We start from the raw sequence: 23,321 nt of genomic DNA on the forward strand, positions 1-23,321 counted from the left end.
CGCCAGCACCGATCGGGTGCGTCCTCCGTCGGCATCGCACCGCACTCCGGGCACAGCTGCCCCAGCCAGCACACCGGGTCTCCGGACATGTGACCAGCATCCGCCCTCGGATCGAGCCGGGGAACCCGCGTCGGGATAGCGTGCCCCGGTGATCTCCGCTTCGCCCGGTGGGCTGGTGTTCCTGCTGCTGGCGGGACTGGTGGCCGGCGCCGTCAACGCCGTGGCCGGTGGGGGCTCGCTGCTCGTGTTCCCGGCCCTGCTGGCCGTCGGGCTGCCACCGCTGCAGGCCAACGTCACGAACTCGGTGGCGCAGTGGCCCGGCTACGCCGGGAACGTGGCCGGCAACCGGGAGGAGCTGCGCGGGCAGCGCCGCCGGATCCTCATGACCTCGGCCGTCGCCGTGGTCGGATCCGCCGTCGGGTGCGTGCTGCTGCTGACGCTCCCGGGTGCGGTGTTCGACGCGGTGGTGCCGGTCCTGGTACTGGCGGCGAGCGCGCTGATGGCCGTGTCGCCGCAGATCAAGCGGTGGATCGGCACCCCGGAACCCGGCGCACCCGACCGGGTGGCCGTGCTGCTGCCCGCGGTGTTCCTCGCATCGGTCTACGGCGGCTACTTCGGTGGGGCACTGGGCGTCATCCTCGTCGCGACCCTCTCGCTGTGCGCCCACGACACCCTCGTGCGGCTCAACGCGCTGAAGGGGCTGCTGTCGCTGGTGGTCGCCAGCGTGACCGTCGTGGTCTTCTCGCTCAACGCGCCGGTGGACTGGCTCGCCGTCGCGCTGCTCGCCCCCACCACGCTGATCGGTGGGTTCCTCGGTGCGAAGGTGGCGCGGCGGCTGCCGGAGAACGTGCTGCGCTGGTCGGTGGTGGTCCTCGGGTTCGCGGTGGGCATCTACCTGCTGGTGAAGTGACGTGAGCGTTCTCCTCGCGGCCGTGCTGCTGGCCGCCGTGCTCGTCACGGCCGTGGCCCGGCCGTGGGGCATCCCCGAGGCCGCCGTCGCGATTCCGGCCGCGGTGCTCGCCGTCGTGCTCGGGCTGGTGTCGTTCCCGGCCGCGCTGGCCGAGGTGGCGGACCTCGGGCCCACCGTCGGCTTCCTCGCCGCGATCCTGCTGCTCGGGCACCTCGCCGACGTCGAGGGGGTGTTCGCGTGGCTCGGGATCCGGCTGGCCGCCGCCTCCCGGGGACGGCCGCAGCGCCTGCTGCTGCTGGTGTTCGCGGCCGCGGCCGGGACCACCGCGGTCCTGAGCCTCGACGCGACGGTCGTGCTGCTGACGCCCGTCGTCCTCGCCACGGCCGCGCGCGTAAGGCTGCCCGAGCGACCGCACGTCTACGCGTGCGGGCACCTGTCGAACTCGGCGTCGACGCTGCTGCCGGTCTCGAACCTCACCAACCTGCTGGCGTTCGCGGCGTCCGGGCTGACGTTCCTGGGCTTCACCGCGCTGATGGTGCTGCCGTGGCTCATGGGCATCGCGGTGGAGTACCTGGTGCTGCGCTGGTGGTTCCGCGCCGACCTGCGCGAGCCCGCTCCCCCGGCCGCCCCCGGCGGCCGCCCCGCCCCCGTGGTCGCGCTGGTGGTGCTCGGGCTGACGCTCGTCGGGTTCGGGGTGTCGTCGCCGCTCGGGGTGGAGCCGGTGTGGGTGGCGGCGGTCGGGGCGCTGGTGCTGGCCGTGCGCGCGCTGGTCCGGCGGGAGATCACACCGCTCGGGGTGGTGAACGCCCTGTCGATCCCGTTCTGCCTGTTCGTGCTGGCCCTGGGCGTGGTGGTGGCGGCGCTGGGCGCGAGCGGGCTGACCGCCGCCCTGCGCACCGTCACCCCCGACGCACCGACGCTGCCGGGGCTGCTGGCCATGGCGGCGATCGCGGCGGTGCTGGCCAACGTGGTGAACAACCTGCCCGCCACGCTCGTACTGCTCCAGGTGCTCGGCGACCACCCGTCGCCCGGGCTGGTGCTGGCCGTGCTGCTCGGGGTCAACATCGGCCCGAACCTGACCTACGTCGGCAGCCTCGCCACGCTGCTCTGGCGGCAGGTGTTGGGCAGGAACCGCGCGCCGAGCCTCAAGGAGTTCACGGCGCTCGGCGTGCTGACGGTGCCCCCGGCGCTGGCGGCGTCGGTGCTGGCGCTGTGGCTGGTGCTGTGACGCGCAGCCGTCAGGGGTGGTGGTGCGTGTCGTTCACCAGCCGGACGCTGGCGCCGCCGTCGGGGTAGAGGTTGACCTCCGAGAGGCTCGCCAGGTCCAGGTGCAGCCGGTAGAGGATCTCCGGGCCGCCCGCCAGCGCGTGGCGCAGCACCATCTTGATCGGCGTGACGTGGCTGACCAGCACGACCGTCTGCCCCGGGTACGCCGCCACGATCTCCTCGAGCTCCGCCGCGATGCGGGCACCGACGTCGGCGAAGCTCTCCCCGCCGGGCGGGGCCACGTCCTCGGAGCCGAGCCAGCGGGCGTGCAGCTCGGGGTCGCGCTCGCGGGCCTCGCCGAACGTCAGCCCCTCCCAGGAGCCGAAGTCGGTCTCGATCAGCCGGTCGCGCACCACCAGCGGGGCCTCGGTGGTCTCCGCGACCGCGGCGGCGGTCTGGCGGGCGCGGCGCAGCGGGGAGGACAGGATCGCGGCGATGTCCGGGACCTCGCGGAGCCGGATCGCGGCCCCCGCGGCCTGCTGGTGGCCCAGAGCGGTGAGCTCGGGATCGCCGTGGCCGGAGTAGCGGCGGCCGACCGACAGCTCGGTCTGGCCGTGGCGCAGCAGCAGGATGCGGGTGGGGGCGCCGACCTGGCCGGACCACGCCGCAGAGGCCGCGGGGTCCGGGGTGGCGGGCGCGGGGCCCGGCGGCACCGGTTCGGGACCGATCACCGGCTCACGCTGCGCTGATGATCCGCTCACAGGCTCGCTCATCGGACGGCCTGCGCGTCCATGGCCTGGTTGGCCAGGGCGTCGGCCCGGGCGTTGCGGGCCCGCGGGATCCAGCCGAACCGGACCGACCCCAGCTCCGCCACCAGCTCACCGGCCTCGCGCGCCAGCGGCTGCATCGCCGGGTGCTTGACCTTCCACCGCCCGGCCATCTGCTCGACGACGAGCTTGGAGTCCATCCGCACCTCGACGTCGTCGGCGCCGAGGTCCAACGCGGCCCGCAGTCCGGCGATCAGGCCCCGGTACTCGGCGACGTTGTTGGTGGTGACGCCCAGCCCCTCGGAGCGCTCGGCGAGCACCTCCTCGGTGGCGGCGTCGAGCACGACGGCGCCGTAACCGGCCGGGCCGGGGTTGCCGCGCGAGCCACCGTCCGCCTCGATGATCACCTTCACAGGCCGGACTCCGCCGTGCGCACCAGGATCACGCCGCACTCCTCGCAGTGCACGACCTCGTCGGCGGGGGCGGCCTTCAGCTCGGAGAGCGCGGTGCGGTCGAGCTCCAGGCGGCAGGCCTGGCAGCGGCGGGCCTGCAGCAGCGCGGCGCCCACCCCCTGCGACGCGCGGCGCTTGTCGTAGGCGGTGAGCAGCTCCTCCGGGAAGCCCTTCGCGGCCTCCTCGCGGGCGCGGCGGCGGCCGGCCTCGGCCGCGTCGATGTCGGCGATGGCGGTGTCGCGCCGCTCGGTGATCTCCGCGACGAGCTTCTCCGCGGCGTCGACGACGGTGCGGGAGTGGTCGACGTCCAGCCCGACGGCCTCGCGCTGCTCCATGATCTCCAGCTGCTCGTCCTCGAGCACGCCCTGGCGGCGCTTGAGCGTCTCCAGCTCGTGCTGCAGGTCGGCGGCCTGCTTCGCGGCGATGCCCGAACCGGCGAGCATCTGGTTGTCGCGCTCGGTGCGGGTGCGGACGCCCTCGACGTCGCGTTCGATGCGGCGGATGTCGCGGTCCAGGTCGCCGGCCTGCGTCTCCACCTCCACGAGCTTGTCCTTGGCGGTGCGCACGGCCGCCTCGGCCTCGGCCAGCTCCGCCACCTCGGGCAGCGTGCGGCGACGGTGGGCGAGCCGCGACAGCTCGGCGTCGACCTCGGCGAGATCCAGCAGCCGCCGTTGGACGGCGGGGTCGGCCTTCATCAGATGGTCCTTCCGATACTCCAGGGATCCGTGCGCAACCGCGAGACGCGGACCTCGACGCTACCGCCCAGGGCCGAACGCACGACGCCCGCCGCCTGCTCGCACCACGGCCACTCCGACGCCCAGTGCGCGACGTCGACGAGCGCGGGCGATCCGGGGAGCAGGACGTGCTCGGACGCGGGGTGGTGGCGCAGGTCGGCGGTGACGTAGACGTCGACGCCGGCCGCCGTGGCCGCGCCGAGCGCCGAGTCGCCGGCCCCGCCGCAGACGGCGACGCGGGAGATCATGCGGTCGGGCTCGCCCGCGGCCCGCACGCCCCACACCGTCTCGGGCAGAGCGGCGGCGACGCGCGCGGTGAACGCCGACAGCGGCTCGGGCGCGGCGAGGGTGCCGATCCGCCCCAGCCCCTGCGACGACGGCAGCTCGGCCAGCTCCAGCACGTCGAACGCGGGCTCCTCGTAGGGGTGCGACGCCCGCAGCGCGGCCACGACGGCCGCGCGCTTCCCACGGGGCAGCACCATCTCCAGGCGGGTCTCCGCGACGCGCTCGAGGCGTCCGACCTCGCCGATCACCGGGTTCGCGCCGGTCAGCGGCTTGAACTGGCCCGTGCCGGCCGTCGCGAAGGAGCAGTGGCTGTAGTCGCCGATCGCGCCGGCGCCCGCGGCCGACAGCGCGTCGTGCACGGCGGTGATCGACGGCCCCACCGGGATGAACGTGACGATCTTGTCCAGCGCCGGCATCGGGGCGCCCTGCAGCGGGCCCTCGACGGTGAGACCGAGCGCCGCGGCCAGCGCATCGGACACGCCGGGGTCGGCGGAGTCGGCGTTGGTGTGGGCGGTGAACAGGGCCGTGCCCGAGCGGATCAGCCGGTGCACCAGCGCGCCCTTGGGCGTGTCGGCGCCGACGCCGTGGACGCCGCGCAGCAGCAGCGGATGGTGGGTGACCAGCAGCTGGTCCCCCGCCGCCTCGGCCACGGTCTCGGGCACCGGGTCGACGGCGACGAGCACGGACGACACGGGCTCGTCGGGGTCGCCGCAGACGAGCCCGACGGCGTCCCAGTCGGCGGCGAGCGCGGGCGGGTAGGCGGCCTCGAGGACGGCGATCACGTCGCCGACCCGGGCACTCACTGCGCCGTCCCGGTCGTGAGCGGATAACAGTGTTCGGGCACTGGTTTCCGCGCACGAGCGTCGCCGACGCCCCCCAGGGCGTCGGCGATCGCACCCGTGAGCCGAAGAACCAACTCAGCCGGACGCACAGCGACCCGCAGGTGGTCGGGACCGAGCCCGGGAAACGTGTCGCACCGCCGCACGGCGATCCCCGCCGCACGCAGCGAAGCCCGCACCCGCTCCCCGTCGCCGGAAGGCACCTTCAGCAGCAGGTACGGCGCCCGCCCCGGCAGCACCTCCACCCCGGGCACGGCGGCCAGCGCCGCGGCCTGCTCGGCGCGGGCGACCACGAGGCGCCGGGCGGCCTCCTGCGCCTGCTCCACCGCCGCCGGCTCGCAGCACGCGATCACGCCCTCCAGGGCGAGGGTCGACACCGGCCACGGCGGGCGGGGCGCCGCCAGCCGCGCGAGCAGGTCGGGTTCACCGAGTGCGTAGCCGGCGCGCAGGCCGGCCAGCGCCCACGTCTTCGTCAGGCTGCGGAACACCAGCAGGCCCGGAATCCGTTGCGCCGCAAGGGACTCCGCCTCGCCGGGGATGGCGTCGGCGAACGCCTCGTCCACCAGCAGCACCCGGCCGGGTGCGGCGAGCGCGGCGACGTCGGCCGCGGGGTGCAGCACGCCCGTGGGGTTGGTGGGGTTGCCGACGACGACCAGATCGGCCTCGGCCGGTACCTCGGCGGGGTGCAGGCGGTGCCCGTCGTCGGCCCGGGTGAGCACCCGCACGACCGGCACCCCGGCCTCACGCAGCGCCGCCTCGGGCTCGGTGAACCCGGGGTGCACCACGGCGGCGAGCCGCGGGCGCAGGGCCGGGAGCAGCGCGAACCCCTCGGCGCTGCCCGCCAGCACCAGCACCTCGTCGGGGGTGCGACCGTGGCGGGCGGCGACGGTGGACCGGGCGCGGGCGTCATGGGCCGCGGACGGGTAGCGGCCGAGGCCGTCCAGCACGGCGACGAGCCGGTCGCGCAACCACCCCGGGGGGCCGTCGCCCTGCACGTTCACCGCGAAGTCGAGCAGTCCCGGCTCGGCGTCGATGTCGCCGTGATGGCGCAGGCCGTGATCCATACAGGCACCCTACGGTGGGGGCGTCAGCTCTCCTGGCAGGTCCACGTCACGAACGGCGCCCACGGCCGTCCGGGGGCCGAGGGGCCGCGGTAGGTCAGCGGTTCCAGGTGGATCCCGGCGCCGGCCTCGTTGCGCGTGCCGAGCCACAGGTCGATGAACTCGTAGGGCTGGTCGTCGAGCGTGACGACCGTGCGGCTCTGGCCGCCGCACGAGGTCCCCGAGATCACGCGGTGCCCGGACGCCGGCGCGCCGAACCCGATGGTGGTCGGCGAGCTCCACGGCCCGTTGACGCTGTTGGCGGTGGCGTAGCTCGTGCCGGTGCCGTTGCAGTAGCCGCAGTTCTGCTCGTTGAACGTCAGCACCCAGATGCCGGACGGGTCGCGGTAGGCGCCGGGGGCCTCGGTGTTGGTCATGCCGGCGAGCTTCGCGGCCCCCTCGCCGTTGCCGCTGGTGCCGGTCGCGGTGAGGCGCTCGGAGCTGAGCGTCTGGTCGGGCATCGTGCACAGCATCATCGGCGGCCGTGGCAGGTCGATGACCAGCGAGAAGTCGCCGTTGCCGCCGCAGCGGTAGAGCGCGGGCTTGATCGTGGCGCCCCCGCTCTCCTGACCGCACGGGCCGGCGGGGCCCTGGCAGGTCAGCGCGTAGTAGGCGTTGGCACGCGAGCGGGAGTAGTCCGTCGGCGCGTTGAACCAGAGGATCCACGCGCCGTCGTCGAGGCCCCAGCCGCTGCGCTGGATCATCCGGGGGTTGAAGCAGCCCTGACCCGGGTCGCCGCAGAGCCCCTGCCAGGTCGACTTCGCGAACGGGCTGGACGCGGTGGGCGAGAACAACTGCCGCGGCGGGCTCCACGGGCCGCCCGGTGAGGCGGCGGTGGACACCCCGAAGCCGCAGAACGGCGTCGTCTTCACCGTCCACTCGAACCCGCAGCCGTACTGGGTGCCGTAGAGGTAGTACGTCGACCCGGACCTCAGCATCATGCCGTCGTGCAGGTCCACCCCGGTGATCGTGATCGGGTCGACCGACGGCGTCGCCGCCGCCGCGGGCAGCGCCGTCACCAGGCCGGCCAGGAGCGTCGCCACCACCGTCAGAACCACCCGGATCACCCGCATCGGACATGGATAGTCCGAACTGCCCCCGCAGCGCCCTCGGTGCGTCCACGTGTACCCGGAGTGGTGAACTCGGACGGGGAACCTGTGACGTGGTCGGCCCGGGGCGGGCCGGAGTGTCACGAATGCGACCGATCGGCCAGACTCGGGCGGGTGAGCCTTCACGTGACGTTCGTCTGCACCGGCAACATCTGTCGCTCCCCCATCGCCGAGAAGGTGTTCGCCACCGAGCTGGAGCGCGCCGGGCTCGCCGACGGCGTGCGCGTCACGAGCGCGGGCACCGGGGGCTGGCACGTCGGCTCCCCCGCGGACGACCGCGCGGCGGCCCTGCTCCGGTCCGAGGGCTACCCCACCGAGCACCGGGCGCGCCAGATCGACTCCGACCTGCTCTCGGCCGACCTCATCGTCGCCCTCGACAACACCCACCGCCGCGCCCTGCAGTCCAAGGTGCCCGAGCCCGAGCGCGTGCGGCTGCTGCGCTCGTTCGATCCGGCCGCCCCGAGCGGCGCCGACGTGCCCGACCCCTACTACGGCGACGACGACGGCTTCGCCGAGGTGCTCGACATGATCCGGGCCGCCGTGCCCGGCATGATCGACTGGGTGCGCACCCAGCGGTGACCCCCGGCGTGGAACGGGCCGAGCTCGCCGACGGCCGGACGGTCGTGGTGAAGTCCGGTGACCCGGCCGCGGAGGCCGCCGGGCTGCGCTGGCTCGCGGTCCCCGGCGGCCCGCCGGTGCCGGAGGTGCTCGACACCGGGCCCGACCGCCTGGTCACGACCTACATCCCGCCGGGGCGACCCGACCGCGCCGCTGCCGTGGACCTCGGGCGACGTCTGGCCGTGCTGCACGCCGCGGGAGCCCCGGCGTTCGGTTCGCCCCCGCCCGGCGGCCCGCGCGTCGCCACGATCGGGCTCGCCCCGATGACCAACGACCCGGCCCCGGAGTGGGCCCTCTGGTACGCCACCGACCGGGTGCTGCCCTACCTGCGCACGGCCCGGGACGCGGGCGCGGTCTCGGCCGCCGACGCGGCCAGCGTCGAGCGGGCGTGCGGGCGGCTCCCCCGGCTCGACGCGCCGCCGGCCCGGCTGCACGGCGACCTGTGGGCGGGCAACGTGCTGTGGTCGACCGACGGCGCCTGGCTGATCGACCCGGCCGCCCACGGCGGGCACCGCGAGACCGACCTGGCCATGCTGGCCCTGTTCGGCTGCCCCCACCTCGACGCCGTGCTCGGCGCCTACGACGAGGTCACACCGCTCGCCGACGGCTGGCGCGAGCGGGTGCCGCTGCACCAGCTGTTCCCGCTGCTGGTGCACGCCGCCCTGTTCGGCGGCGGCTACGGCGCGCAGGCGGCCGCGGCGGCCGCGACCGTTTAGGGCCTGTCTGACGGATCCATGCCGAGCGAGGGCCGCGCAGCCGGCTGGAGATCCGTCAGACCGGCCCTGAGCAGCCACATGGTCACCTGAGGCTGCCGGGACGGCCCGCCGGACCACCGCACGTGACCACGTGGCGGGCGCGGGCCGGGTCGGTCAGCCCACGCCCAGGATCGACCAGCCCCGGTCCGGGAAGCCCGAGGCCTCCGCGACCTTCGCCGAGCCGATGTTGCTGTGCGCGTGCAGGTAGGTCGGGATCGCACCCTCGTCCAGGACGCGGCGGGCGGCCTGCGCCACCAGGCGCCGCGCGAGGCCCTTGCCCTGCGCCGCCTCCGCGGTGACGACGGCCAGCTCGTGGCCGTACCCGTCGTGCCGCTTGATCCCGACGCCCGCGAGGTGCTCGCCGGTGTCGGGGTCCACCGCCACCAGCACGTCGTGGCCGAAGGGCCGCAGCCACTCGGGCACCGACGGGTCGACTGCCGGCACCCACACGCCCGCGTCCGGCAACGGGGTGGGCGCGGTGCTCCAGCGGAACACCCCGCGGAAGAAGCCGCCGTCGATCTTCGCGGCCGCGGGCACCCCGGGCCCGTCGTCGCCGGCGGCCACCACCGCGGCCACGGCGTCGGCCGCGAGCGGCGGCACCGACAGCACGCCGCCCTCGGTCGACTCGACGCCGAGCACGGGATGCACGAGCCCGTCCCAGCCCGGCTCGACTCGCTTGGCCGAGCCCACGACGGTGAGGCCCGGTCCCGTGCCGGGCCAGCGGCCCAGCCACGTCTGCAGGTGTGCGGTGAGCCGCTGGTCGTCCACGTCGTCCACGTACCGGAGTAGATCACGCGGCCGATCGGGACCGATCGGCGAACTCGCCGGGGTGGGATGGCGAACTCGCGGTCATGTCGTGGCCAGCAGCTCGGCCAGCGACTCCGCCAGCGCGTCGGCCAGGACGTCGACGTCGTACATCGCGTCGCGGTCGGCGGTGAGGCCGTAGTGCACGCCGCCGTCGTAGGAGGTGATGCCGATCGCCACGGCCTGACCGCCGGCCAGCGGCACCACCGGGTACATGTCGAGCATCCGGGCACCCATCGCGTACAGGGGGCGGGGCGGCCCGGGCACGTTCGTGACGAGCACGTTGTAGAGCTGGCTGGAGTACTGGCTGGCCAGCCGCGCACCGATGCTGTGCAGCACCGGCGGGGCCAGCCCCACCAGCCGCACCAGCGCGGACGCACCGACCGCCCGGCCGCTGCGCTTGTGGCCCTCCATCGCGTCCCGCAGCGACGTCAGCCGCGCCGCGGGGTCGTCCTCGGCGACGGGCAGGTCGACGAGGTAGGCCGAGATCGCGTTCCCGCTGCCGCCCGAGCGGGCCCGCACGCTCACGGGGACCAGCGCCCGCACGGCCGTACCCTCGGTCAACGGCTCCCCGCGCGAGATCAGCCACCGCCGCAGCCCGCCCGCGACCACCGCGAGCACGACGTCGTTGACGGTGCCGCCGTGCGCCTTGCGGACGGTCCGATGATCGGCCAGCGACGTGCGCACCATGCCGTAGCGCCGCTGGGCCCCGGTGGCCGCGTTCAGGGCCGGTACCGGGCGGGAGGAGGCGGCCCCGCGCCCGGTGGACACCAGCCCGCCGACGGCGCGCCCCACCGCGGCCGTCGTCTCCCGCGCGTCACGGACCGCCCGGCTCGCGACACCCAGCACCAGCCGCCGCGGGCGCAGCAGCGCGTCCACGCCCGCCCGGGCCGCCAGCTCGACGCCGTAGGGCTCGCGCGCGGGCTCCCAGTGGTCGGGCTCGGTCTCCCGCGGCTGCGGCGTGAGGTCGAGCAGGGCGGCGCCGATGTCCATCGACGCCAGCCCGTCGACCATCGCGTGGTGGGTCTTGGTGACCACCGCCAGCCGCCCGTCGGCCAGCCCCTCGACGACGTAGACCTCCCACAGCGGACGCGACCGGTCGAGCCGGCGGGCCAGCAGCCGGCCCACCAGCTCGCGCAGGACGTCCTCGGTGCCCGGCGCGGCGAGCGCGGCGTGGCGGACGTGGAAGTCGATGTCGAAGTCCGCGTCGTCCACCCACACGGGCAGGCCCAGCCCGCCCGGCACCTCCCGCACCTTCTGCCGGTAGCGCGGCACGAGCGGCAGCCGGTGCTCGATCAGCGCCGTGAACGCGGCCACGTCGAACGGCCCGTCCTCGGGCGGGGCGAACGTCATCACCGCCCCGACGTGCATCGCGGCCGTGCGGTGCTCCGCGTACAGGAACGACGCGTCGAGCGCCGAGAGCCGATCCGGCAAGCCGCCTACCTCCACCCCCTCCAGGGGAAGCCGGAACGGCCCCGCTCCTCGAGCTTGACCCCGAGCACCTGGTGCAGCTGGATGTTGTCACGCTCGAAGCCCAGACGGCAGGCCGCCATGTAGAGCCGCCACACCCGGGCCCGGCCGATGCCCACGTCGGCGACGGCCTCCTCCCAGTGCTCCTCCAGGTTGTCGCCCCACGCCTGCAGCGTCTTGGCGTAGTGCTCCCGGAAGTTCTCCTCGTGGCGGATCTCGAACCCGGCCTCGTTCATCTCCCAGACGAGCTGGCCGATGGGCTCCAGCTGGCCGTCGGGGAAGACGTAGCGGGCGATGAACGGGTCGAGCTTCTTCTTCGGCGGCTTGTGCGGCTGGGTGATGCAGTGGTTGAGCAGCCGCCCGCCCGGGCGCAGCCGCGCGTGCAGGGACCCGAAGTAGGACGCGAGCTGGTCCTTGCCGATGTGCTCGGTGAGGCCGATCGAGCTGATCGCGTCGAACTCCGACTCGGGCGCGTCGCGGTAGTCCATGTGGCGGACCTCCGCGAGGTGACCCAGGCCCCGGCGCTCGATCTCCGCCTGCGCCCACTCCGCCTGGTTGCGCGACAGCGTCACGCCCAGCGCCTTGACGCCGTGCTCCGCCGCCGCGTGCATCACCATGCCGCCCCAGCCGCAGCCCACGTCGAGCAGGCGCATGCCCGGCTCGAGCGCGAGCTTCTGCGCCACCAGCTCGAACTTGGTGGCCTGGGCCTCCTCGAGCGTGGTGGTGTCGGAGTCGTAGACGGCGCACGTGTACGCCATCGACGGGCCCAGCACCCACTCGTAGAACTGGTTGGAGACGTCGTAGTGGTGCGAGATGGCCTTGCTGTCGCGCGACTTGGAGTGCAGCCGGCCCGGCGGGCGGTACTCCAGTGCCGGCGGGGGCTGGCGGTGGCGCAGCCACAGCGGCACCATCTTGCGCGCCAGCCGGAGCTGGTCGGCCCTCGTGATGTCGTGCAACGTGATGTCGGCCATCGCGTCGAGGACGTCGTACAGCTCGCCCTCCACCTCGATCTCGCCCTCCACGTACGCCCGGGCCAGCCCGAGCGTGCCCGGGGCCGTGGCCAGCCGGGCCATGGCCCGGGGCGAGACGATCCGCAGGGCCACCTCCGAGCTGTCCGGCCCCGCCTTGCTGCCGTCGTAGGCGATCACCCGTACCGGGATGTCGGTTCCGACGACACCCGCGATGACATCAGCGACCTGCATCATGCCCTCCCTGATCCGGTCACCTTCGTATAGAGATCGGGCAGCCGTCCGTGCGGGTCGTAGCGCCCCTTCAACGCACGGTAGGCGGGCCCGTTGTAGTGCTCCCAGAACTCACGCTCGTCGTAGTGGACGGTGGAGTAAAGGGACTTGTGACCCCCGAGCTCGGCCACGAGCTCCTCGATCCGCCGGTTGTGGGCGTCGGGCTGCCCCGGCACCTCCTCGACGGACGACCAGAAACCGACGTTGACGTAGAGCTCGTCGGCCTTCATCGGGTACAGCGGCCAGGTGGTCTGTCCCCGCAACCGCAAGGGGCACAACCAGAAGGGCGCGATCCCGATGTCGCGGTGGAACGCCTCCAGGAACTCGGCCAGCCGTTCGACCGGGATCTCCACGTCCTGGACGACGAGCTCCTCCTGCGGCTTGCCGAACAGCCCACGGATGCGCCCGGAGAAGCGGTAGCGGCGGTCCAGCGACACCAGCCGGCGGTAGACGTCGGAGCGGCGGTAGCGGCGCGGCCAGAACAGCCGGACCACCGGGTTCTGGGCACCCAGCGCGCGCGAGCACCAGAACCAGTCGGTGTCCCAGCGCCAGATGTAGTCGTGGACGGTCAGCACGTCGGTGGGGAGCCGGTCGATGGACCGCCAGAAGATCTTCTGCCCGGTGTAGTCGCTGGGGCCCGCCGGGCCGGGCTCGTCGGTGAACCAGCCCAGCGTCAGGTACTGCTCGCCCTCGGCCAGGACGCTGGCGTCGACGAAGTCCGGGCCGTCGGCCACGTCCAGGTCGCAGACCTGCGTGATCTGCTTCTCCAGGTCGGCGGTGTCGACGCGGTGGTGCTCGATGCGGACGTAGGGCTTGACGGGCTGCACGTCGATCACCAACCGCAGCGCGTAACCCAGCGTGCCGTAGGAGTTGGGGAACCCGCGGTAGAGGTCGGCGTGCTCGTTGTCCGGCGTGACGGTGATGACGTCGCCGTCGGCGGTGAGGATGTCCATCTCGCGCACCGACTCGTGCGGCAGCCCGTGCCGGAACGACGTGGACTCGATGCCCAGGCCGGTGACCGCCCCGCCGAGCGTGATCGTCTTGAGCTGCGGCACGACCAGCGGCATCACGCCGTACGGGAGGGTGGCCGCCACGAGGTCCTCGTAGGTGGTCATGCCCTGCACCTCGGCGGTGAGGCCGACGGGGTCCACCGAGATCACCCCGGTGAGGTCGCTCGTGTCGAGCCGGTCGGTGATCTGCTCGCGCCCGCCGAAGCGGAACAGGTTGGACGACTTCTTCCCCAGCCGCATCCGCGTGCCCGCCGGCAGCGCCCGGAACCGTCGCAACAGATCGGCGACGGCCGCGGCGTGCGTGGCGGGTGAGACCAGGGGTGGTGCGTCCAGGGGTGCCACGCTCATGAAGGGGAACGCTAGTCCGACGGGGACGGCGAACCCAACCTCTCGGTCAGGCCCTTTCGTCACACCGGCCGGTGGTCGCCGGTTTCGTCCCGTTTGGCGCCGGATCGATCATCGAGCGGGACCGGTCCTCCCATGGTCTGATGCGTGTCGTGTCCGACACGAATCCCCATCAGAACGTCACGTTTCCCTCGACCAGCGGTACCGCCCACGGTTACCTGGCCGTCCCCGAGTCCGGCAGCGGCCCCGGCCTGATCGTCATCCAGGAGTGGTGGGGCCTCACCGACCACATCGCCGACGTCACCAACCGCTTCGCCGCGGAGGGCTTCGTCGCCCTCGCCCCCGACCTCTACGGCGGGAAGACCACCCACGACGCGGACGAGGCCGGGAAACTGATGGGCGAGCTGCCCGTCGACCAGGCCGCCACCGACCTCGTCGGCGCCGTCGACTTCCTGCTCGCCCACGACGCCGTCACCTCCTCGACGGTCGGCGCCGTCGGGTTCTGCATGGGCGGCGGCTTCGTGCTCGTCCTCGCCGCGCAGCAGGGCGACCGGATCGGTGCCGCGGTGCCGTTCTACGGCGTGCTCAAGGAGGAGTTCCCCAGCTTCGCGAACCTCACCGCGCCGCTGCAGGGCCACTTCGGCGAGACCGACCAGATGGCCGACCCCGCGTCGGTCGCGGCCCTGGCCGAGCGGATCGAGTCCGAGTCCGGGGTGACCCCGCAGTTCTTCACCTACCCGGCGGGCCACGCGTTCTTCAACGACGAGAACCACATGGGCACCTACGACAAGGCCCAGGGCGAGATCGCCTGGAACCGCACGCTGGAGTTCCTCCGCGCGAACCTGCGCTGACCAGCGCTGACGCGCCCGTGCGCGGATAACAGTGTCGGAACACTGTTGTCCGCGCACGACCCCCGTCAGGTGCGGGTGAGGCGCCCCCGCACCAGGCTCGGCAGGGCCGACATGCCCGTCGTCGGCCGGAAGGCCTCCGCCGCCGCCGTCAGGGCCTGGTGCTGGTCCTCGGTGAGCGCGATGTCGGCCGCCGCGGCATTGCTCTCCACCTGCGCCACGCTCGACGCGCCGGGGATCGCCACCACGTTGGGCAGGTGCACCAGCCAGGCGAGGGCGATCTGGGCCGGTGACGCGTCGTGGGCGGAGGCGATGTCGCGCAGCAGGTCCAGCAGCGGGCGGGCGGCGTCGAGGTTCTCCGGCAGGAACAGCGCGTTGGCCGCGCGGACGCCGCCCGAGGGCTTGTTCGTCGACGTGTAGCGCCCCGACAGCAGCCCCTGCCCGAGCGGGCTCCACGCGAGGATGACGTGCCCGGTGCGCTGGGCCCACGGCAGCATCTCGGCCAGCGGCTCGCGCGCCACCAGGCTGAACTGCACCTGGTTCGACAGCACCCTCGACCCGGGGTGCCCCGCAGTACCGATGCTCGCGCCCGCAAGCGACGCTTCGGCACGCTTCCAGCGGTCCAGCGAGTAGTTCGAGACGCCCACCTCGTCGACCACACCCACGTCGTGCAGGGCCTTCATGCCCCGCATCGTGGTGCCGTCCTTGATCACCGGGTTGGGCTGGTGCACCTGGTAGAGGTCGATCTCCCGGACGCCGAGGCGCTGCGCGCTCGCCACCCCGCGCTGCTGCACGACCGGCGCCGTCGGCCAGACCGGGAAGACCTTGGACGCCACCACGACGTCGTCGGTGCCGCCGGAGGCCGCGAGCGCGCGCCCGAGGATCCGCTCACTGCGTCCGAAGCCGTAGACCTCCGCGGTGTCGAACACCGTGACGCCCAACTCCCGCGCACGGGCGACGATCCGGGCCGCCTCGCCCTCGTCGTAGTCGGCGCCGTAGCCCCACTCCCGGGACCCGAACTGCCACGTGCCCAGGCCGATGACGGAGTACCGCTTGGCGGTGTCCAGTTCCAGATAGCGCATGGGTACCAGCATGGCCCGACCGCGGCCGTGGCGCCCACCGCTGCCGTCCGGAGGACGGACGGGGTGCGCCGGGCCGAGCCGGCTAGCCGTGGTCGGTGAGGAAGGTGTCCAGGTGGAACCACGTGGTGGTGCGGGCGTCACGGCCGGTCAGGACGCCGAGGTGGCCGCCCGGCGCGGTCTCGAACCGCACCTCCGGCGCCCCGGTCAGCAGCTCCACCACCTTCGCGACAGCGGCCATCGGGGCGATCACGTCGGTGCGCCCGGCCACCACGAGCACCGGTACCTCGATGGCGGCGAGCGGGATGGTCCGCCCGGCCAGCGCGAGCTGTCCGTCGGAGAGGTCGTTGCTGCGCAGCAGGAGGTGGTAGAGCTGCCCGAACACGCGGCCCGGGTAGCCGTGCATGTTGTTCATCATGTGGTCGACGGCCTCGATCTGGGCGAGGCAGTCGCGGTCGTCGAGCCGCGAGAGCAGCGTCAACGGCTTGGTCACGAGCTTCTCGAACGCCGTGAGCTGGAACGCGGCGCTGACGATGGGCGCGGGGAAGCTGCCGACGGCCTGGTGGACCCACGGGAGCCCGCGCCCGCCCATCGCCACGACGAGGGGCCGCAGCGGGGCCACCAGCGGCACGGCCGCGATGTCGACGGGGCTGCCGATCACCGTCAGGGACCGGACGGGGAGCGAGTCCCACGCCGCCACCGTCAGCATCGAGAAGATCCCGCCCAGCGACCAGCCCAGCAGGTGCAGGTCGTCGGCCCCGGCGTGCGCGACGGTCTCCCGCACCGCCCACGGCACCACCTCGTCCACCCAGTGCTCCATGCCGAGGCCCCGCTCCGCGAAGCGGATGGCGCCGTAGTCCACCAGGTAGACGGTGCGGCCCTCGGCCAGCAGGTGCTCCACGAGCGAGCAGCCGCGGCGCAGGTCGTAGGCGAAGTCGGGCGCACCGAGCGGCGGTACGAGCAGCACCGGCGCTCCCCCGACGTCCGGGGCGCCGACGTCCGGGCGGTAGCGGTGGAGCACCGCACCGTTCTCCGCGACGACGTCGCGGGGCATGCGCCGCAGATCGGCCACGCCGCCACGGAGCTTGCCCGCCAGGTTGACCGCCGCGGCACCGAGATCCATCTGATCAACCTAGCGGGTCGTGCGAAACAGTCGGCCCCGACTGCTTCCCGGTTACCCGTCGGTATGTGAGACTCCGGAGCATGCAGAGGGACATCTTCGACGCCGAGCACGACGCCTTCCGCGACCTCGTGCGCACCTTCCTGACGAAAGAGGTCGTCCCCTTCCACGAGCAGTGGGAGAACGACGGCCAGGTCGACCGCGCGATCTGGAAGGCCGCCGGCGCGGCGGGCCTGCTCGGCACCGACGTGCCCGAGGAGTTCGGCGGCGGCGGGGTCGACGACTTCCGCTACAACGCCATCGTCACCGAGGAGATCTCGGCGGCCGGCACGAGCGGTCTGGGCTTCCCGCTGCAGAACGACGTGATCGCCCCCTACCTGCTGCGCCTCGCCAACGACGAGCAGAAGCAGCGCTGGCTGCCCGGGTTCTGCTCCGGCGAGATCATCACCGCGATCGCGATGACGGAGCCCGGCACCGGGTCGGACCTGCAGGGCATCACGACCAACGCCCACCAGGACGGCAACGGCGACTGGATCCTCAACGGCTCCAAGACCTTCATCACCAACGGCATCCTCGCCGACCTGGTGATCGTCGTCGCGAAGACCGACCCGGAGGCCGGCAGCCGCGGCTTCAGCCTGCTGGTCGTCGAGCGCGGGATGGAGGGCTTCGAGCGCGGCCGCCGTCTCAAGAAGGTCGGCATGAAGGCGCAGGACACCGCGGAGCTGTCGTTCACCGACGTCCGGGTGCCCGCCGCCAACGTGCTGGGCGAGCTCGGCCAGGGCTTCGTCTACCTGATGCAGAACCTCGCGCAGGAGCGGCTGTCCATCGCGGTCGGCTCCATCGCCGGCGCCGCCCAGGCGTTGAAGTGGACGCTCGACTACACCAAGGACCGCAAGGCCTTCGGCAAGCCGGTGGCCACCTTCCAGAACACCCGCTTCGAGCTGGCCGAGATGGACACCGAGATCACGGTCACCCAGGTGTTCGTGGACAAGTGCATCAGCGAGCACGTGGCCGGCAGGCTCTCCATCGCCGACGCCGCGAAGGCGAAGTGGTGGGCCTCCGACGTGCTCAAGCGCGTGGTGGACCGCTGCGTGCAGCTGCACGGCGGCTACGGCTACATGATGGAGTACCCGATCGCCAAGGCGTTCGTGGACTCACGTGTGCAGTCGATCTACGGCGGCACCAACGAGATCATGAAGGAGATCATCGGCCGCTCGCTGGTGGGCTGATCGGGGTCACCGGCTCGCGCATGCCCTCTCGAACCCGGCCGTCGCCACCATCAGGCGCTTGGTGTCGTACTGGATCGGCTTCTCCATCGTGGGCTCGGCGGCGGTGCTGCCGGCCTTCGACTGGGCGTCCAGGTCGTCGATGGCCGCCACCAGCTCGGTGGAGGCCTGGCCCAGGGCGGGACTGATGATCCCGCCCTGCGCGGCCATCTGGCGGCTGGCCAGGAACAGCAGCGGGATGGCGGCCGGGAGCACCGGGCCGATGTCGAGGATGTGGGCCGCGTTGCGGATGTTCGTCGCCAGCTCGGCCGATCTGCCGCACAGCTGGTCGTCGGAGGTGGGCGCGGCCGACGTGGGGGCGGCCGCGGACGTGGGCGTGGGGGCGGGGGCCGGGGACGGGGACGGGGCGCTGCACCCGCCCAGCACGACGGCCAGCAGGGCCGCCCCGGCGACGGTGCGCTTCATGCCACCACGCTCGCCAGTACGCGGGCGCGCTCGGCGTCGACGTCGATGTCGGTCTCCGGGAACTGCGGCTCCATCTCGCCGAGGGTCTCCGCGAGCAGCGCGGCCACCGCCCAGTTGCGGTACCACTTGCGGTCCGACGGCACGACGTACCAGGGCGCGGTGTCGGTGTCGCAGAACCGCAGCGCGTCGGTGTAGGCCTCCTGGTACGCAGGCCACTCCGACCGCGAGTCGAGGTCGGCCGGGTTGTACTTCCAGTGCTTGAGCGGGTCGTCGAGCCGGGCCAGCAGGCGCTCCTGCTGGGCCTGCGGCGAGATGTGCAGCATCACCTTCAACACCGTGACGTCCTGCGCGGCCAGCTCGGCCTCGAACACGTTGATCTCGTCGTAGCGGCCCCGCCAGACCTCCTCGGGCACCAGCGCGTCGACGCGGGCGATCAGCACGTCCTCGTAGTGGGAGCGGTCGAACACGCCGATCTGGCCGGGCTGCGGCGTCTCCTTGCGGATCCGCCACAGGAAGTGGTGGGCGCGCTCCTCGGGCGTCGGCTTCTTGAACGACGCGATGTGCAGCCCCTGGGGGTTGACCAGGCCCGCGACGTGCCGGATCACACCGCCCTTGCCGGAGGTGTCCATGCCCTGCAGCACCAGCAGCACCGAGCGGGTGCCCTCCACGGTGGCCTCCGCGTACAGGGCGTCCTGCAACCCCTCCAGGCGCGCGGCCAGGTCGTTCATGTCCGCGGCGGCGGCGCTCTTGTCCTTGGGCCCGACAGGCCGGGACCGCGGGTCGATCGCGGACAGGTCGAGCTCGGGCGACACCCGGAACGTGGCACGTACGGACTTGGGCACGTGTCGAACCTACTTGCTCGCTGAGCCGCCCGCGGGCACCACGTCCTGCTCCTCGGGCTCGCGGTCCCGACCACCGGCCGCCGCGAGGTCGATCTCCAGGGCGAACGGCTCCTCCACCCGGAGCGCCTCGTGCGCGCTCGCCTGGGCGTACTCGTGGTAGCGGCCGCTGATGATCATGTTGGCGACGGCGAAGGGCACGTCGTGGTCCACGAGCAGCGAGTACGGGATGCGGCTGCGGGCGTAGAGCTGCGGCTTGAACGAACGGTCGAGCGCGCCGTGGTCGGCGCCCACCACCTCGATCACCATCAGGGCGTCGGCGGCGTCGAGCACGGGGTCGGCGGGCTCGTCGTCGTCGGCGGTCCGCGTCACCACCAGGTCAGGGACCAGCACGCAGTCGGTGCCCAGCCGCAGCGGCACCGGTCCGACGACGCGCAGCCCGTCCGGCAGCGCGGTCGTGACGGTGTCCCGGACCGCGGCGACGACACGCACCCGCTCGGGCGTGGCCCCGGGCCCGACGACCAGCGCCCCGTCCACCAGCTCGACGCGGCCGTCCCCCGGCACCGACAGGCCCAGGTAGGCGTCCTCGGTCCAGGGCCCCTCGTGATCGAACACGGAATGGTCCACCGCCGCACCTCGCCCTCTCGAGACTGACTCACCGACATGGTGACACGGTGACGCGGACGACAGGACACGGCGACGGAACGTCACGGCCGGGAGCACCGGATCAGGTGACCCTCCGGCCGCCGATCGGGACGACGAGCGGCGATCCCGCCACCGGGTCCTCGATCACCCGGGCGGCCAGCCCGAAGACCTCGGCGAGCAGCTCCTCGGTGATCACCTCGGCCGGCGCGCCCGCCGCGACGATCCGGCCGTCGCGCAGGGCGACGAGGCGGTCGGCGTAGCGGGCGGCCAGGTTCAGGTCGTGCAGCACCATCACGACCGTACGCCCGGCCTCGGCGGGCAGCCGGCGCACGAGCTCCAGGACGTCGACCTGGTGGGCGAGGTCGAGGAACGTGGTGGGCTCGTCGAGCAGGAGCAGGTCGGTGCCCTGCGCCAGCGCCATGGAGATCCACGCCCGCTGCCGCTGCCCGCCCGAGAGCTCGTCGACGGCATCGCGTTGATCCCGATGCCGATCAGCACCAGCCGGAACCCCTGCACCCCGTCCCGCCAGGCCAGCCCGTAGATCGCGAACGCGGTGGCGAGGCTGCCGGCCAGTGCGGCCAGCGGGACGCCGGCCGCAGCGAGCAGGCCGCCGAGGGTGCCGAACCCGCCGCCCAGCACGATCACGAACACCGCGGCCGCGCTCGCACCCGCGGTGAAGCCGATGACGTCGGGGCTGGCCAGCGGGTTGCGGGCGACGGTCTGCGTGAGCGCGCCGGACACCGCCAGCGCCGCGCCGACCAGCGCCCCGGTGAGCGAGCGCGGCAGCCGCAGCTCCAGCACGATGAACTGCTGGCCCGCGTCGCCGCCGCCGGCCAGCACCGCCAGCACCTCGCCGACGCCGATGGGGTACTCGCCGCGCCCGACGTTCAGCGCGACACCGAGCAGCAGCACCACCGCCGTCACGGTCAGCACGACGACGGTGCGCGGCCGCCACACCACCGACGCCGGGCCGACGCGCAGGGCGGGGCGGCCGGGCACTGCCGGACGCGCGGCCGGAACGGGAACCGTGATGGCGGTCGGCGAGGTCATCGGCATCACGTCCCCACCATCTTCCGGCGCCGCACCAGCCACACGAAGAACGGCCCGCCGACGAGCGCCAGCACGATGCCGACCTGCAGCTCACCGGGCCGGGCCACGACCCGGCCCACGACGTCGGCGGCCACGAGCAGCACCGCCCCCGCCAGCGCGGAGGTGGGCAGCAGCCACCGGTGGTCGGGGCCGGTGAACGCCCGCACGACGTGCGGCACGACGAGCCCGACGAACGCGATCGGGCCGCAGGCGGCGGTGGCGCCTCCCGCGAGCAGGGTGATCGCCAGGATGCCGACGACCCGGGTGCGCAGGACCGGGTGCCCGAGCGAGCGGGCCACGTCGTCGCCCAGCGCCAGCGCGTCGAGCGCGGGGGCACCGGCGAGAGCGACGAGCGCGCCGGCGGCGAGGACCACACGACCTGGCCGGTGACGTCGCCGTCCCGGCCGGCCAGCGAGCCGACGGACCAGAAGCGGTAGGCGTCGAGCGTGCGGACGTCGACGAGGATGACGGCCGAGGTCAGGGCCGACAGCAGGGCCGTGACGGCGGCCCCGGCCAGCGCGAGCGTCACCGGCGTGGGGCCACCGCGCCCGGTGGAGCCGAGCACGACGACCGCGACGGCCGCCACGAGCGCGCCCGCGAAGGCGAACCAGACGTAGCCGAGGAGGCTGGTGACGCCGAACGCGTAGATCCCGATCACCACGGCCAGCGCGGCACCGGCGTTGACGCCGAGCAGGCCGGGGTCGGCGAGCGGGTTGCGGGTGTGGCCCTGGATCAGCGCCCCGGCCAGGCCGAGCGCCGCGCCCACCAGCACCCCGAGCAGGGTGCGCGGGATCCGCAGCGACCGCACGACGATGTCGTCCTCGGTGCCGGTGGGGGCGACGAGCGCCTGCCAGACGTGGTCGAGCGGGTCGGCCTTGGCCCCGACCGCGACGCCGGCCACGCAGGCGACGACCAGCAGCGCGCCCAGCCCCAGCAGCCCGAGCAGCCGGCGGTGGCGCACGTCCGCCACGGCGCTCGTCACCACCATCGACGTCTCCTGCGATCGGTGAGGATGTGCTCGCCTCATCATAGGTGAGGCTGTCTTTGCAACACAGACCCGGCCCCAACGTGCTGGGATGGGCCGGTGATCACCCTGCTGCCGGTCGACGGCACGTCCGAACTGGCTGAGCACTACGCCTACCCCGACGACCTGACGGCGCCGTGGGTGCGGGTGAACTTCGTGGCCAGCGCCGACGGGGCCGCCTCGGTGGACGGCACCTCCGGCGGCCTGGGCTCCGACGCCGACAAGCAGGTGTTCGGGGTGCTGCGTGAGCTGGCCGAGGTGGTGCTGGTCGGGGCGGGCACGGTGCGCGCGGAGGACTACCGGGGGGCACGCCGGAACACCGCGGGCCGCGACACCCCGCCACCCATCGCCGTCGTCACGGGATCGGCCGACCTCGACCCCGGCAGCAAGCTGCTCATCGACACCCGCGTCCCGCCCATCGTGCTGACGCTCGGCTCGGCCCCCGCGGACCGCCGCGGCCGGCTCACCGCCGCCGGCGCCGACGTCGTCGTCCTCGACGACCTGGAGCCCGCGACCCTGCTCGCCGAGCTCGGCCGCCGCGGCCTGCACCGGGTGCTGTGCGAGGGCGGCCCGTCGCTGTTCGGCGACCTCGTGGCCGCCGGGGCGGTCGACGAGCTGTGCCTGACCGTCGCCCCGCTGCTGGCCGGGGGCACGGCGGGCCGCATCGCCCGCGGCCCCGAGGGCTCGCCCGCGCAGCCGTTGACGCTGGTCGGCGCGCTGGAGGCCGACGGCACGCTCCTGCTGCGCTATCGCCGCGTTACTCCGATAGGGTGACCTGGCGGGAGGATCGACCGGGTACTCGCGTCCTACAGACGAACAACGAAGAACGCGAAACCTCAAAGGAGCAGCGATGACCACCCCCACGGCCGCTACGACCACCATCAAGTCCCCCACGGGCACCGGTGGAAGCCCGGCCCGGCTGGCCGACGACACGGCGCAGGGCAAGACCACGATCGCCGCGTCCGTCGTCCAGAAGATCGCCGGCATCGCCGCCCGCGAGATCTCCGGCGTCCACTCGATGGGCGGTGGCCTCTCCCGCACGTTCGGCGCCATCCGGGAGCGCATCCCCGGCGGCGGCACCGGCGCGTCCAACATCGCGGGCGTCCAGGTCGAGGTCGGCGAGAAGCAGGCCGCCGTGGACCTCGACCTCGTCGTCGAGTACGGCGCGTCGATCGTCGAGCTGGCGCGCGCCGTGCGCCGCAACGTGATCACCGCGGTCGAGCGCATGACCGGCCTCGAGGTCATCGAGGTCAACATCGCGGTCAACGACATCCACCTCCCCGACGAGGAGGACGACACCCCGGCCCCCGCGCCGGCCGTCGCCCGGGTCGAGTAGTCCAC

Annotated in this window: 21 protein-coding genes and 4 pseudogenes; 8 read left to right on the forward strand and 17 right to left on the reverse strand. The window is 73.5% G+C overall.

Annotated elements, in window-relative coordinates:
- The first annotated feature begins 148 nt into the window (after nucleotides 1–148).
- Together BGP03_RS07145 and BGP03_RS07150 are read left to right on the forward strand one after the other, a co-directional pair.
- Complete coding sequence (locus BGP03_RS07145; protein WP_298796685.1) at nucleotides 149–910, forward strand: sulfite exporter TauE/SafE family protein; 762 nt, start codon at nucleotides 149–151, stop codon at nucleotides 908–910.
- A gap of 1 nt (nucleotide 911) precedes the next feature.
- Nucleotides 912–2,138, forward strand: a complete 1,227-nt coding sequence (locus tag BGP03_RS07150; protein ID WP_298796688.1) for an SLC13 family permease — start codon at nucleotides 912–914, stop codon at nucleotides 2,136–2,138.
- Between the two features lie 10 nt (nucleotides 2,139–2,148).
- Here BGP03_RS07150 and BGP03_RS07155 read toward each other — a convergent pair.
- The 5 genes and pseudogenes from BGP03_RS07155 to BGP03_RS07175 form a co-directional block, all read right to left on the reverse strand.
- A pseudogene (locus BGP03_RS07155) lies at nucleotides 2,149–3,290 on the reverse strand (bifunctional RNase H/acid phosphatase).
- Nucleotides 3,291–3,292: 2 nt separating this feature from the next.
- Entirely contained in the window at nucleotides 3,293–4,030 is a 738-nt protein-coding gene (locus tag BGP03_RS07160; RefSeq protein WP_296375670.1) for a C4-type zinc ribbon domain-containing protein, read from the reverse strand.
- Complete coding sequence (locus BGP03_RS07165) at nucleotides 4,030–5,157, reverse strand: Nif3-like dinuclear metal center hexameric protein (protein WP_296375672.1); 1,128 nt, start codon at nucleotides 5,155–5,157, stop codon at nucleotides 4,030–4,032. Before BGP03_RS07165 ends, BGP03_RS07160 begins: the two co-directional genes overlap by 1 nt.
- Nucleotides 5,154–6,257 carry an Rv2231c family pyridoxal phosphate-dependent protein CobC gene (cobC, locus tag BGP03_RS07170; protein ID WP_296375673.1) on the reverse strand — a complete coding sequence of 368 codons (1,104 nt, stop codon included), beginning with the start codon at nucleotides 6,255–6,257 and terminating at the stop codon, nucleotides 5,154–5,156. The genes BGP03_RS07165 and cobC overlap by 4 nt, the downstream gene beginning before the upstream one ends.
- Before the next feature lie 23 nt (nucleotides 6,258–6,280).
- Nucleotides 6,281–7,366: a hypothetical protein gene (locus tag BGP03_RS07175; protein WP_296375675.1), complete on the reverse strand. Its 1,086-nt coding sequence runs from the start codon at nucleotides 7,364–7,366 to the stop codon at nucleotides 6,281–6,283.
- Between the two features lie 150 nt (nucleotides 7,367–7,516).
- On the opposite strand from BGP03_RS07175, the gene BGP03_RS07180 reads away from it, so the two are divergent.
- Together BGP03_RS07180 and BGP03_RS07185 are read left to right on the forward strand one after the other, a co-directional pair.
- Nucleotides 7,517–7,981 carry a low molecular weight protein-tyrosine-phosphatase gene (locus tag BGP03_RS07180; RefSeq protein ID WP_296375677.1) on the forward strand — a complete coding sequence of 155 codons (465 nt, stop codon included), beginning with the start codon at nucleotides 7,517–7,519 and terminating at the stop codon, nucleotides 7,979–7,981.
- Between the two features lie 8 nt (nucleotides 7,982–7,989).
- Nucleotides 7,990–8,736 carry a fructosamine kinase family protein gene (locus BGP03_RS07185; RefSeq protein WP_296375737.1) on the forward strand — a complete coding sequence of 249 codons (747 nt, stop codon included), beginning with the start codon at nucleotides 7,990–7,992 and terminating at the stop codon, nucleotides 8,734–8,736.
- Nucleotides 8,737–8,889: 153 nt separating this feature from the next.
- Here BGP03_RS07185 and BGP03_RS07190 read toward each other — a convergent pair whose 3' ends face one another.
- The 4 genes from BGP03_RS07190 to BGP03_RS07205 form a co-directional block, all read right to left on the reverse strand.
- A complete protein-coding gene (locus tag BGP03_RS07190; protein ID WP_296375679.1) occupies nucleotides 8,890–9,552 on the reverse strand; it encodes a GNAT family N-acetyltransferase in 663 nt (220 codons plus the stop codon).
- A 72-nt stretch (nucleotides 9,553–9,624) separates the two neighbouring features.
- Nucleotides 9,625–11,013 carry a wax ester/triacylglycerol synthase family O-acyltransferase gene (locus BGP03_RS07195; protein ID WP_296375680.1) on the reverse strand — a complete coding sequence of 463 codons (1,389 nt, stop codon included), beginning with the start codon at nucleotides 11,011–11,013 and terminating at the stop codon, nucleotides 9,625–9,627.
- Nucleotides 11,014–11,018: 5 nt separating this feature from the next.
- The gene (locus BGP03_RS07200) at nucleotides 11,019–12,251 is read right to left on the reverse strand and encodes a cyclopropane-fatty-acyl-phospholipid synthase family protein (protein ID WP_296375682.1); all 1,233 of its coding nucleotides are present in this window, start codon (nucleotides 12,249–12,251) and stop codon (nucleotides 11,019–11,021) included.
- Nucleotides 12,251–13,648: an FAD-binding oxidoreductase gene (locus BGP03_RS07205; RefSeq protein WP_298796693.1), complete on the reverse strand. Its 1,398-nt coding sequence runs from the start codon at nucleotides 13,646–13,648 to the stop codon at nucleotides 12,251–12,253. Before BGP03_RS07205 ends, BGP03_RS07200 begins: the two co-directional genes overlap by 1 nt.
- Before the next feature lie 149 nt (nucleotides 13,649–13,797).
- Between BGP03_RS07205 and BGP03_RS07210 the strand changes: the two genes are divergently transcribed.
- Nucleotides 13,798–14,496: a dienelactone hydrolase family protein gene (locus BGP03_RS07210; protein WP_298796695.1), complete on the forward strand. Its 699-nt coding sequence runs from the start codon at nucleotides 13,798–13,800 to the stop codon at nucleotides 14,494–14,496.
- A 65-nt stretch (nucleotides 14,497–14,561) separates the two neighbouring features.
- On the opposite strand, the gene BGP03_RS07215 is transcribed toward BGP03_RS07210, so the two are convergent.
- A complete protein-coding gene (locus BGP03_RS07215; protein ID WP_296375687.1) occupies nucleotides 14,562–15,575 on the reverse strand; it encodes an aldo/keto reductase in 1,014 nt (337 codons plus the stop codon).
- An 82-nt stretch (nucleotides 15,576–15,657) separates the two neighbouring features.
- The gene (locus tag BGP03_RS07220; RefSeq protein WP_296375688.1) at nucleotides 15,658–16,695 is read right to left on the reverse strand and encodes an alpha/beta hydrolase; all 1,038 of its coding nucleotides are present in this window, start codon (nucleotides 16,693–16,695) and stop codon (nucleotides 15,658–15,660) included.
- 80 nt (nucleotides 16,696–16,775) lie between these two features.
- On the opposite strand from BGP03_RS07220, the gene BGP03_RS07225 reads away from it, so the two are divergent.
- The gene (locus BGP03_RS07225) at nucleotides 16,776–17,921 is read left to right on the forward strand and encodes an acyl-CoA dehydrogenase family protein (RefSeq protein ID WP_296375689.1); all 1,146 of its coding nucleotides are present in this window, start codon (nucleotides 16,776–16,778) and stop codon (nucleotides 17,919–17,921) included.
- 6 nt (nucleotides 17,922–17,927) lie between these two features.
- On the opposite strand, the gene BGP03_RS07230 is transcribed toward BGP03_RS07225, so the two are convergent.
- The 6 genes and pseudogenes from BGP03_RS07230 to BGP03_RS07255 form a co-directional block, all read right to left on the reverse strand.
- Nucleotides 17,928–18,383: a hypothetical protein gene (locus BGP03_RS07230; protein ID WP_298796696.1), complete on the reverse strand. Its 456-nt coding sequence runs from the start codon at nucleotides 18,381–18,383 to the stop codon at nucleotides 17,928–17,930.
- On the reverse strand, nucleotides 18,380–19,225 hold the full coding sequence (locus BGP03_RS07235) for a PPK2 family polyphosphate kinase (protein WP_296375693.1): 846 nt from the start codon (nucleotides 19,223–19,225) through the stop codon (nucleotides 18,380–18,382). The genes BGP03_RS07230 and BGP03_RS07235 overlap by 4 nt, the downstream gene beginning before the upstream one ends.
- 9 nt (nucleotides 19,226–19,234) lie before the next feature.
- Nucleotides 19,235–19,849: a Uma2 family endonuclease gene (locus BGP03_RS07240; protein WP_298796697.1), complete on the reverse strand. Its 615-nt coding sequence runs from the start codon at nucleotides 19,847–19,849 to the stop codon at nucleotides 19,235–19,237.
- Between the two features lie 100 nt (nucleotides 19,850–19,949).
- Nucleotides 19,950–20,333, reverse strand: a pseudogene (locus BGP03_RS07245) (ABC transporter ATP-binding protein); the annotation flags it as partial.
- A gap of 59 nt (nucleotides 20,334–20,392) precedes the next feature.
- Nucleotides 20,393–20,923, reverse strand: a pseudogene (locus BGP03_RS07250) (iron chelate uptake ABC transporter family permease subunit); the annotation flags it as partial.
- A pseudogene (locus BGP03_RS07255) lies at nucleotides 20,923–21,944 on the reverse strand (iron ABC transporter permease). The pseudogenes BGP03_RS07255 and BGP03_RS07250, both read right to left, overlap by 1 nt.
- A gap of 96 nt (nucleotides 21,945–22,040) precedes the next feature.
- Between BGP03_RS07255 and BGP03_RS07260 the strand changes: the two are divergent.
- Both BGP03_RS07260 and BGP03_RS07265 read left to right on the forward strand, forming a co-directional pair.
- A complete protein-coding gene (locus BGP03_RS07260; RefSeq protein ID WP_298796699.1) occupies nucleotides 22,041–22,754 on the forward strand; it encodes a pyrimidine reductase family protein in 714 nt (237 codons plus the stop codon).
- Nucleotides 22,755–22,830: 76 nt separating this feature from the next.
- Nucleotides 22,831–23,316 (forward strand): Asp23/Gls24 family envelope stress response protein, encoded by a 486-nt coding sequence (locus BGP03_RS07265; RefSeq protein ID WP_296375698.1) that lies wholly within the window; start codon nucleotides 22,831–22,833, stop codon nucleotides 23,314–23,316.
- Nucleotides 23,317–23,321: the final 5 nt, after the last annotated feature.

The sequence above is a fragment of the Pseudonocardia sp. 73-21 genome (assembly GCF_001899645.1).
Classification (GTDB): Bacteria; Actinomycetota; Actinomycetes; order Mycobacteriales; family Pseudonocardiaceae; genus Pseudonocardia.

Bases quoted from the DNA above. Each gene is read 5' to 3' on its own strand.
- BGP03_RS07160 (WP_296375670.1), bottom strand. From the start codon at position 4,030: ATGAAGGCCGACCCCGCCGTCCAACGGCGGCTGCTGGATCTCGCCGAG.
- cobC (WP_296375673.1), bottom strand. From the start codon at position 6,257: ATGGATCACGGCCTGCGCCATCACGGCGACATCGACGCCGAGCCGGGA.
- BGP03_RS07175 (WP_296375675.1), bottom strand. From the start codon at position 7,366: ATGCGGGTGATCCGGGTGGTTCTGACGGTGGTGGCGACGCTCCTGGCC.
- BGP03_RS07200 (WP_296375682.1), bottom strand. From the start codon at position 12,251: ATGCAGGTCGCTGATGTCATCGCGGGTGTCGTCGGAACCGACATCCCG.
- BGP03_RS07205 (WP_298796693.1), bottom strand. From the start codon at position 13,648: ATGAGCGTGGCACCCCTGGACGCACCACCCCTGGTCTCACCCGCCACG.
- BGP03_RS07215 (WP_296375687.1), bottom strand. From the start codon at position 15,575: ATGCGCTATCTGGAACTGGACACCGCCAAGCGGTACTCCGTCATCGGC.
- BGP03_RS07220 (WP_296375688.1), bottom strand. From the start codon at position 16,695: ATGGATCTCGGTGCCGCGGCGGTCAACCTGGCGGGCAAGCTCCGTGGC.
- BGP03_RS07225 (WP_296375689.1), top strand. From the start codon at position 16,776: ATGCAGAGGGACATCTTCGACGCCGAGCACGACGCCTTCCGCGACCTC.
- BGP03_RS07230 (WP_298796696.1), bottom strand. From the start codon at position 18,383: ATGAAGCGCACCGTCGCCGGGGCGGCCCTGCTGGCCGTCGTGCTGGGC.
- BGP03_RS07265 (WP_296375698.1), top strand. From the start codon at position 22,831: ATGACCACCCCCACGGCCGCTACGACCACCATCAAGTCCCCCACGGGC.